The 6,880-nt window shown below is 42.0% G+C and carries 6 protein-coding genes; 2 read left to right on the top strand and 4 right to left on the bottom strand.

The window, feature by feature from the left end; all coding sequences use genetic code 11:
* Window positions 1-1,583 (top strand): FimV/HubP family polar landmark protein (locus tag CWC02_RS17975; RefSeq protein WP_283235077.1); only part of this gene is annotated, 1,583 nt, incomplete at its 5' end.
* A gap of 69 nt (window positions 1,584-1,652) precedes the next feature.
* On the opposite strand, the gene CWC02_RS17970 is transcribed toward CWC02_RS17975, so the two are convergent.
* Together CWC02_RS17970 and CWC02_RS17965 are read right to left on the bottom strand one after the other, a co-directional pair.
* Window positions 1,653-3,278 carry a M28 family metallopeptidase gene (locus tag CWC02_RS17970; protein WP_138619646.1) on the bottom strand — a complete coding sequence of 542 codons (1,626 nt, stop codon included), beginning with the start codon at window positions 3,276-3,278 and terminating at the stop codon, window positions 1,653-1,655.
* A gap of 127 nt (window positions 3,279-3,405) precedes the next feature.
* Window positions 3,406-4,425 carry an MBL fold metallo-hydrolase gene (locus CWC02_RS17965; protein ID WP_249364132.1) on the bottom strand — a complete coding sequence of 340 codons (1,020 nt, stop codon included), beginning with the start codon at window positions 4,423-4,425 and terminating at the stop codon, window positions 3,406-3,408.
* Window positions 4,426-4,600: 175 nt separating this feature from the next.
* Here CWC02_RS17965 and CWC02_RS17960 point away from each other — a divergent pair, with 175 nt between their 5' ends.
* On the top strand, window positions 4,601-5,194 hold the full coding sequence (locus CWC02_RS17960) for a TetR/AcrR family transcriptional regulator (protein WP_138619644.1): 594 nt from the start codon (window positions 4,601-4,603) through the stop codon (window positions 5,192-5,194).
* Window positions 5,195-5,251: 57 nt separating this feature from the next.
* Here CWC02_RS17960 and lipA read toward each other — a convergent pair whose 3' ends face one another.
* Window positions 5,252-6,217: a lipoyl synthase gene (gene lipA, locus CWC02_RS17955; protein WP_054551675.1), complete on the bottom strand. Its 966-nt coding sequence runs from the start codon at window positions 6,215-6,217 to the stop codon at window positions 5,252-5,254.
* The gene (gene lipB, locus CWC02_RS17950) at window positions 6,214-6,867 is read right to left on the bottom strand and encodes a lipoyl(octanoyl) transferase LipB (protein ID WP_138619643.1); all 654 of its coding nucleotides are present in this window, start codon (window positions 6,865-6,867) and stop codon (window positions 6,214-6,216) included. The genes lipA and lipB overlap by 4 nt, the downstream gene beginning before the upstream one ends.
* Window positions 6,868-6,880 lie beyond the last annotated feature (13 nt).

Raw genomic sequence — 6,880 nt, 5'->3', positions numbered from 1 at the left:
ATGATTTAGATGTCGATGACATCGACTTATTACTTGATGAAGATGCTAGTGATGAGCAGGACTCTGACGTTGATGATGAGCTTGAAGAGCTTATTCAGCAAACAAATGAGCTGAAGCAAGACACTGAAGCACAGATATCAGATTTAAGTCATGAACAGAGTGACAGTGCAGAGCATGATGAGAATCTACAAGAGTCGCTAGAAGATTTAGCCGATGCTGATCAAGCGGTTGATGACATGAATGTTGAATCGATAGCATCAGAGTTGGTTGATGATACGGATGATAATGACGAAGTTGATATCGATGAAGCGCTTAATCAAGAGTTTAATGAAGATAGCGATGAGCAATTAGATGAAGATGATAGCCTTGACGAGTTTGATGATCCGTCACTGAAAAGTGTCGATGAGTTATTAAATGAAATTGGCGAAGAAGATGATTATGTTGAAGCTCCAGACTGGTCAATTGATGAACCAGAGCAAGACATAGAAGAAGTTGAAATTGATTTAGGCGATGATCCGCTAGCAGATGAAGACCTAACTGATGAATTTGATTTAACCGCCGACGAAGAGCCATTACAGCATGATACGGTGACTCCTAGCCAAGAGTTGGAAGAGTATCCAGAGCTTGAGCTAGATGAAGCCGGTTTTGAATTGGATGAATCTGATGAAGACACTTCTAATGAGTTAGATGAAGATGCACCATTACAGTTAAGTCAGGCAGAGCAAGACCTTGCTAATTCATTAGCAGCGGGTAATGAGCTTGATCAGCTAGACGATGATTTTGATGATGAGATCTTGCTTGATAATGAATTTACAGAAGATGATGTTCTTGATCCTGAGGACGACTTATCGGATCAATCACAGAGTGAAGGCGCAACAGAGTTAACGAGCGAAGCGCCAATTGACGATGAGGTGGCTGATAGCCAAGACGAATTAGAAGAGTTCCCTGAATTCGAATTGGACGATATTGAACTTGATGATGCCAGAGAAGCTGAACAAACATTGGCTGATATCGAGTCTAATTTAGCTGACGAGGTTGATTTAAGTGAGCTGTCAGACGATGAAATCGATGATGATTTTATGGCTGACCTTACTCAAACAGACTTTGATGCGCTGTTAAATGAACTAGCAGAGCCAGGCGAAGCTGATATTGCTGATGCCAGTGAGTTCGATGTTGATTTTAATGCGCTATTAAATGAAGACTTACAGGGTGAAAGCGAACAGCCAGTTGCACCTGAAGTAGAGGCATTAGATACTGAGGAGCAAACTACTTCAACGGATGAGTTTGTAGATATCGATTCATTACTTGAACAAAGTGACGATGAAGCACTCGACCATGAACCTTATGATGAGGTTGATATGGATGTAGGACTGAGTGATTTTAATGACTTACTAGCAGGTGATAACCCAACTGATGTTGATGCCGAAAGTGGTGGTTACTCAGCAAAACTGGACTTAGCTCGGGCATATATCGAAATAGACGACTTTGATGCAGCGCTGCAAGCCATTGAAGATGTTATTGCCAATGGCCCAGAGGAAGTGCAAGAAGAAGCACAATCACTTAAAGCTAAAATTAGCGAGTAATAAGTAAAACTAACCAATAATAAACCGAGCTAACTTCAACTAGCTCGGTTTTTTGTATCTAAGCGAAGGTTATTGCTTGTCTTGTAAGCGACGAGTTTTGAAATCAGACTCGGCTTTCCACTTAGGCCAGTCGCCGTTATCAGCAAGTTTGGCAGCAATATCAACTATCAGTTCGATATCTTGCTCAACACCACCCATAGACCAATCTGCTGAATAGTCGTCAGCTTCTTTATGATATTTGTGCGCGATGTAATTTGGATCTGTATCACCTAAACTCATAAACAATAAGCTAGGAACCCCTTGCTTAGCTAGAGAGAAGTGATCAGAGCGGAAGAACAAACCATTTTGAGGACGCGGGTCCATTTTTACATGACGACCTTGTGCTTTCGCTGCATCTGCAAGGTAGTCTTCCATTTCAGACATGCCTTTACCGTATTGTAATATGTAGTCAACGCCGTCTAGCACGTTCATACCATCAATATTAAGCAGCGCGACCATTTGCTTGGTTGGTACAATCTCGCCAGTTGCGAATTGCTCTGAGCCAATAAGCCCTGTTTCTTCAGCCGTAAAGTTGGCAAAGATAATAGAGCGTTTAAATGGTTTTTTCTTATGCATTTCAGTAAGGATACGGGCTATTTCAACCGTTGCTGCGCTACCTGATGCGTTATCAACAGCACCATTGTAGATTTTCACACCGTCATCAGTTTGCTTGGTGCCAAAGTGGTCCCAGTGCGCACCAATTACAATGTACTCATCAGGAGTTTCGCTACCTTTAAGCGTTGCAACAACATTATGCGATTGCGCTTGAGAGATATCACTTTTCAGTGTCAGCGCTGCTTTCGCTTTTAAGTCGACAGGTTTAAAGTCAGCTTTTAGTGCGTTGGCTTTTTCAGTTTGATAATCAAGGCCTGCTTGAGCAAAAATTTCATTTGCCGCTTGCTCATCAATCCAACCCATTACAGGGATGTCAGAAGCATTTTTATCTTGGTCGATTAAGGTATATTTGCTACCCGTGTTCGAGCTTTCTACAACGCCCCAAGGGTATGCGGCAGGAGCCGTTTCGTGAACGATAAATACTGCTTTTGCACCTTGGCGAGCACCTTCTTCATATTTGTAAGTCCAACGACCGTAGTAGGTCATAGCATTACCGGTGAAAAGTGCGTCGTCTTGGGTGGCAAAACCAGGATCATTAACAAGCACGATAATTGTTTTGTCTTTTACATCAATATCTGCAAAGTCATCCCAATTATATTCAGGTGCATTAATACCATAGCCAACAAACACAACATCAGAGCCATCAATGTTGATCTCAGGGTTAATTTGTTGGGTACGGGCGGTAAAATCACTGCCAGCATTAAAGCTTAAATCACCCACTTGTAAGGTCATGTTTTGATCTGGAGTGAGTTTTGCCATGGTAACTGGCTGTAAAAACTCGCCATTAAAACTACCGCTTAAGCCGAGTTTTTTATATTCATCGGCTAAATAGTTAATAGTTAGCGTTTCTCCTTCAGTTAAAGGGCCACGGCCTAAGAATTCATCAGAGGCGAGGGTTTTAATATGTGAGCGTACATTGGCAATGTTTACGGCTGCATTGCTTTCAGCGTTTGGTTTATCAGTGCTTGTTGTTGGTTGCTCAGAGCAGCCAAATAAACCAATTGCAAGTGCCAAGCTTGCATACTTAAGGTGAGTTGTCATAGTTTTTCTGGTTGATTGCACAGGGTTTCACTATATGGGACGCGAAGGGGGGCTGTCCAGAAAGAGTCTACAAATAACTAATTATTCAGGATGAAAGGGTAATAATGCACCTTTCATCCTGTCAATTTTACCACCACGCTTTTTCAATGGCGGTATCTTGAATTTTAAATACCTCACCAACTAACGGAGTACTCAGTGATACTTGCTCCTGTCCCGCTTTTTTAGCGACACGTTTAAGTGGATCATACCAAGCATGAAAGGCGAGATCGAATGTACCATTATGCACTGGCACCATCACATCACCTTGTAAATCGAGGTGAGCTTGTACTGATTGTTCTGGTGTCATGTGAATGTCAGCCCAATCTTTGTCGTAAGCACCGGTTTCAATAAAAGTGATATCAAATGGCCCATAGCGATTACCAATTTCTTTAAAGCCAGCAAAATAACCAGAGTCACCGCTAAAATAAAAGCGCTTGTCATTTACTTTAATAGCCCAAGAGCCCCAAAGGGTTTTATTGCCGTCTGTTAAACCTCGGCCAGAGAAGTGCTGGGTTGGTGTAAATACAATTTGGCCATTAGCCATATTTTGCTCTTGCCACCAATCAAAACTATGGACTTTTTGTTCATCAACTCCCCATTTTTTCAGGTCGTTTTCGACTCCTAATGGCACATAAAAAGAATCTGTTTTATCAACAAGCTGTTTAATCGCCGCTTTATCTAAGTGGTCATAATGGTTGTGCGAAATAAACACTTTAGCAATATTAGGTAACTCTGCAATGCTGATAGGTGTTGGCTGAAAGCGCTTTGGACCCATGAATGAAAAAGGCGAAGCGCGCTCTGAAAATACCGGATCAAATAGCCAGTATTCACCATACACTTTCGCTAAAATAGAGGAGTGACCTAATTTCACAAAATGCACTGTGTCATTAGATAAACGCTCAAGCTGAGCATGAGAAACAGAATGCATAGGCAGTTCACCTGTTGGCTCTGCATCAATTTTCTTTTCAGTAATAAAGCGTTTGAAGATACCTAGCGTTTTCTTAAAGCTGGGTCTTTCTACCTCAGCAGTATTGTGGAACTTGCCATCAGATAATTGCGCAGAGTGGCTGTTATCACTCACGCCTTCAGCGGCTAATTGATTATTCATAATAAACACTCCTATCACGATGCATAGAGTGGCGATTGCGAGCCATTTTAGAAATTTCATATCGTCACCATAAGTAAACTACACGGTGTAGTTTTTCATGGTTTGCTATAAAAGTAAACTATCTAGTGCATTTTTTATTTTTGCGTTACACTAGTAACCCTTATCGGAGGGGTCCATGAAATTATCACAGAGAAAACGATTAGATATTTTGAATGCAGCTGAGACATTGTTTTTTCAGCAAGGTGTTGAGCATACCAGTATGGATCAGGTTGCAAGCTTAGCGGGTGCCTCAAAGCGTACCGTATATAATCACTTTGAAAATAAAGATGTGTTGTTTCAAGCCATTCTAGTGTTTATGTTTGAAAAAGTCCGCCAAGAGCAAGCGGTTGTATTTGATGCTGCTGTGCCAATTGCAGAGCAGCTAACACGCATTGCTGAGAAAGAAGTGGCACTTTTGACCTCTGAAGAGTTTTTAAAAGTAGCGAAAGTCGCTTTCATGCAGATGTTACAGCAGCCTGATTTAGCAAAATCATTAGCCAGTAATAACATGGGCTGTATGCAAGATCTGGTGGCGTTTTTAGAAGCGGGTGTGCAAGCACAGGTGTTAACGATTGATGATGTTGAGTTTGCAGCAAAACAGTTTGTGTATCAGTTAAAGTCGCTGATCTTTTATCCGTTGCTGTATGGCTTTGAGCGCCAAGAAGGCGACTCAGATAAGAAAGTAATAAGCGAAACTGTAAAAATGTTCTTAGCGCGTTATGGGCGCTGATATTTTGGAACATAAAAAAGCCCGCTTAATGCGGGCTTTTAAATAATTATAAAAGTATTACTTTACTTCTTTACCAGCTGCTTGTTGGTCAGCATGGTAGCTTGAGCGAACAAATGGACCACAGGCCGCATGTGTAAAGCCAATTTCGTCTGCATAATCTTTTAAAGCATCAAACTCTGCTGGCGGCACATAGCGTTTAACCGGTAAGTGGTGCTTAGAAGGTTGTAGGTATTGACCTACTGTTAGCATATCAACGTTATGCTCGCGTAAGTCACGTAACACTTCTTCGATTTCGCTAATTTCTTCACCTAAACCTACCATCAAACCAGATTTAGTTTTCACATCTGGATGTGCTTCTTTAAAGCGGCGTAACAACTCAAGTGACCATTTATAGTCAGCACCTGGACGCGCTAATTTGTATAAACGCGGTGCTGTTTCTAGATTGTGGTTAAATACATCTGGCGGCGTCTCGATTAAGATATCAAGGGCTCTGTCCATACGACCACGGAAATCAGGTACTAGAATTTCAATCGTGATTTCTGGGTTATGCTTACGAATTTCACGAATACAGTCAGCAAAGTGCTGTGCACCACCATCACGTAAATCATCACGGTCTACTGACGTGATTACAACATAGCTTAGCTTCATGTCTTTAATAGTCAGCGCTAGCTTTTCTGGCTCAGCTGCGTCTGGCTTTAATGGACGGCCATGGGCAACATCACAGAACGGACAACGACGAGTACAAATAGCACCTAGGATCATGAAAGTCGCGGTACCATGGTTGAAACATTCAGATAGGTTAGGGCACGAAGCCTCTTCACACACTGAGTGTAAACCATGTTTACGCATCGCTTGTTTAATACCATCAATACGTTCAGTTGATTTTGGTAAGCGAATTTTTAGCCACTCTGGCTTACGCAGCATTTCGTTTTTTTCAGTAGGTAAAACTTTAACTGGGATCAGAGCCATTTTTTCTGCATCACGCAGTTTTACGCCTGGTTCCATTTTGACTGGTTTATTCATTCGTTTTCAAACCCTTCAGTGTGCTTAACCACAGTAGCATTAAGCTTTTTAATCATGTGTTTTACAAGCCCTGCACCTGCTTGCTCGAGGTTTTGCGGACCGTTAAGATCGGTTGTTTGCACCATGTTCATACCAGCATAGCCGCATGGATTAATACGTAAGAATGGACTTAGATCCATACTTACATTTAGTGCTAAACCGTGGAAAGAGCAACCGTGGCGAACGCGAAGGCCTAATGAGGCAACTTTGCTGTCGTTAACGTAAACACCGGGTGCGTCCGCTTTCGCGTAGGCATCAATGTCGTAGTCTTTTAACGTATCAATAATGCACTCTTCAAGCCAGGTTACCAGCTCCCTTACACCAATGTTTAAACGACGTAAGTTGAATAGCACATACATCATTTGTTGGCCTGGTCCGTGATAGGTCACTTGACCACCACGATCCACTTGGATCACTTCGATATCACCGGTATTTAATAAGTGCTCAGCTTTGCCTGCTTGGCCTTGCGTAAATACAGGCTCATGCTCTACAAGCCAAATTTCATCTGCTGTGTGCTCATCACGGGTGTCGGTAAAAGATTGCATTTTTTGCCAAATTGGCATGTAACGCTGACGACCTAGTTGACGAACGATTAATTCTCTTTCGCTCACGACTTACTCCGTA

Source organism: Pseudoalteromonas sp. S2721 (assembly GCF_005887425.1).
GTDB lineage: Bacteria > Pseudomonadota > Gammaproteobacteria > Enterobacterales > Alteromonadaceae > Pseudoalteromonas > Pseudoalteromonas simplex.
This window is presented reverse-complemented; position numbering and strand designations above follow the sequence as displayed.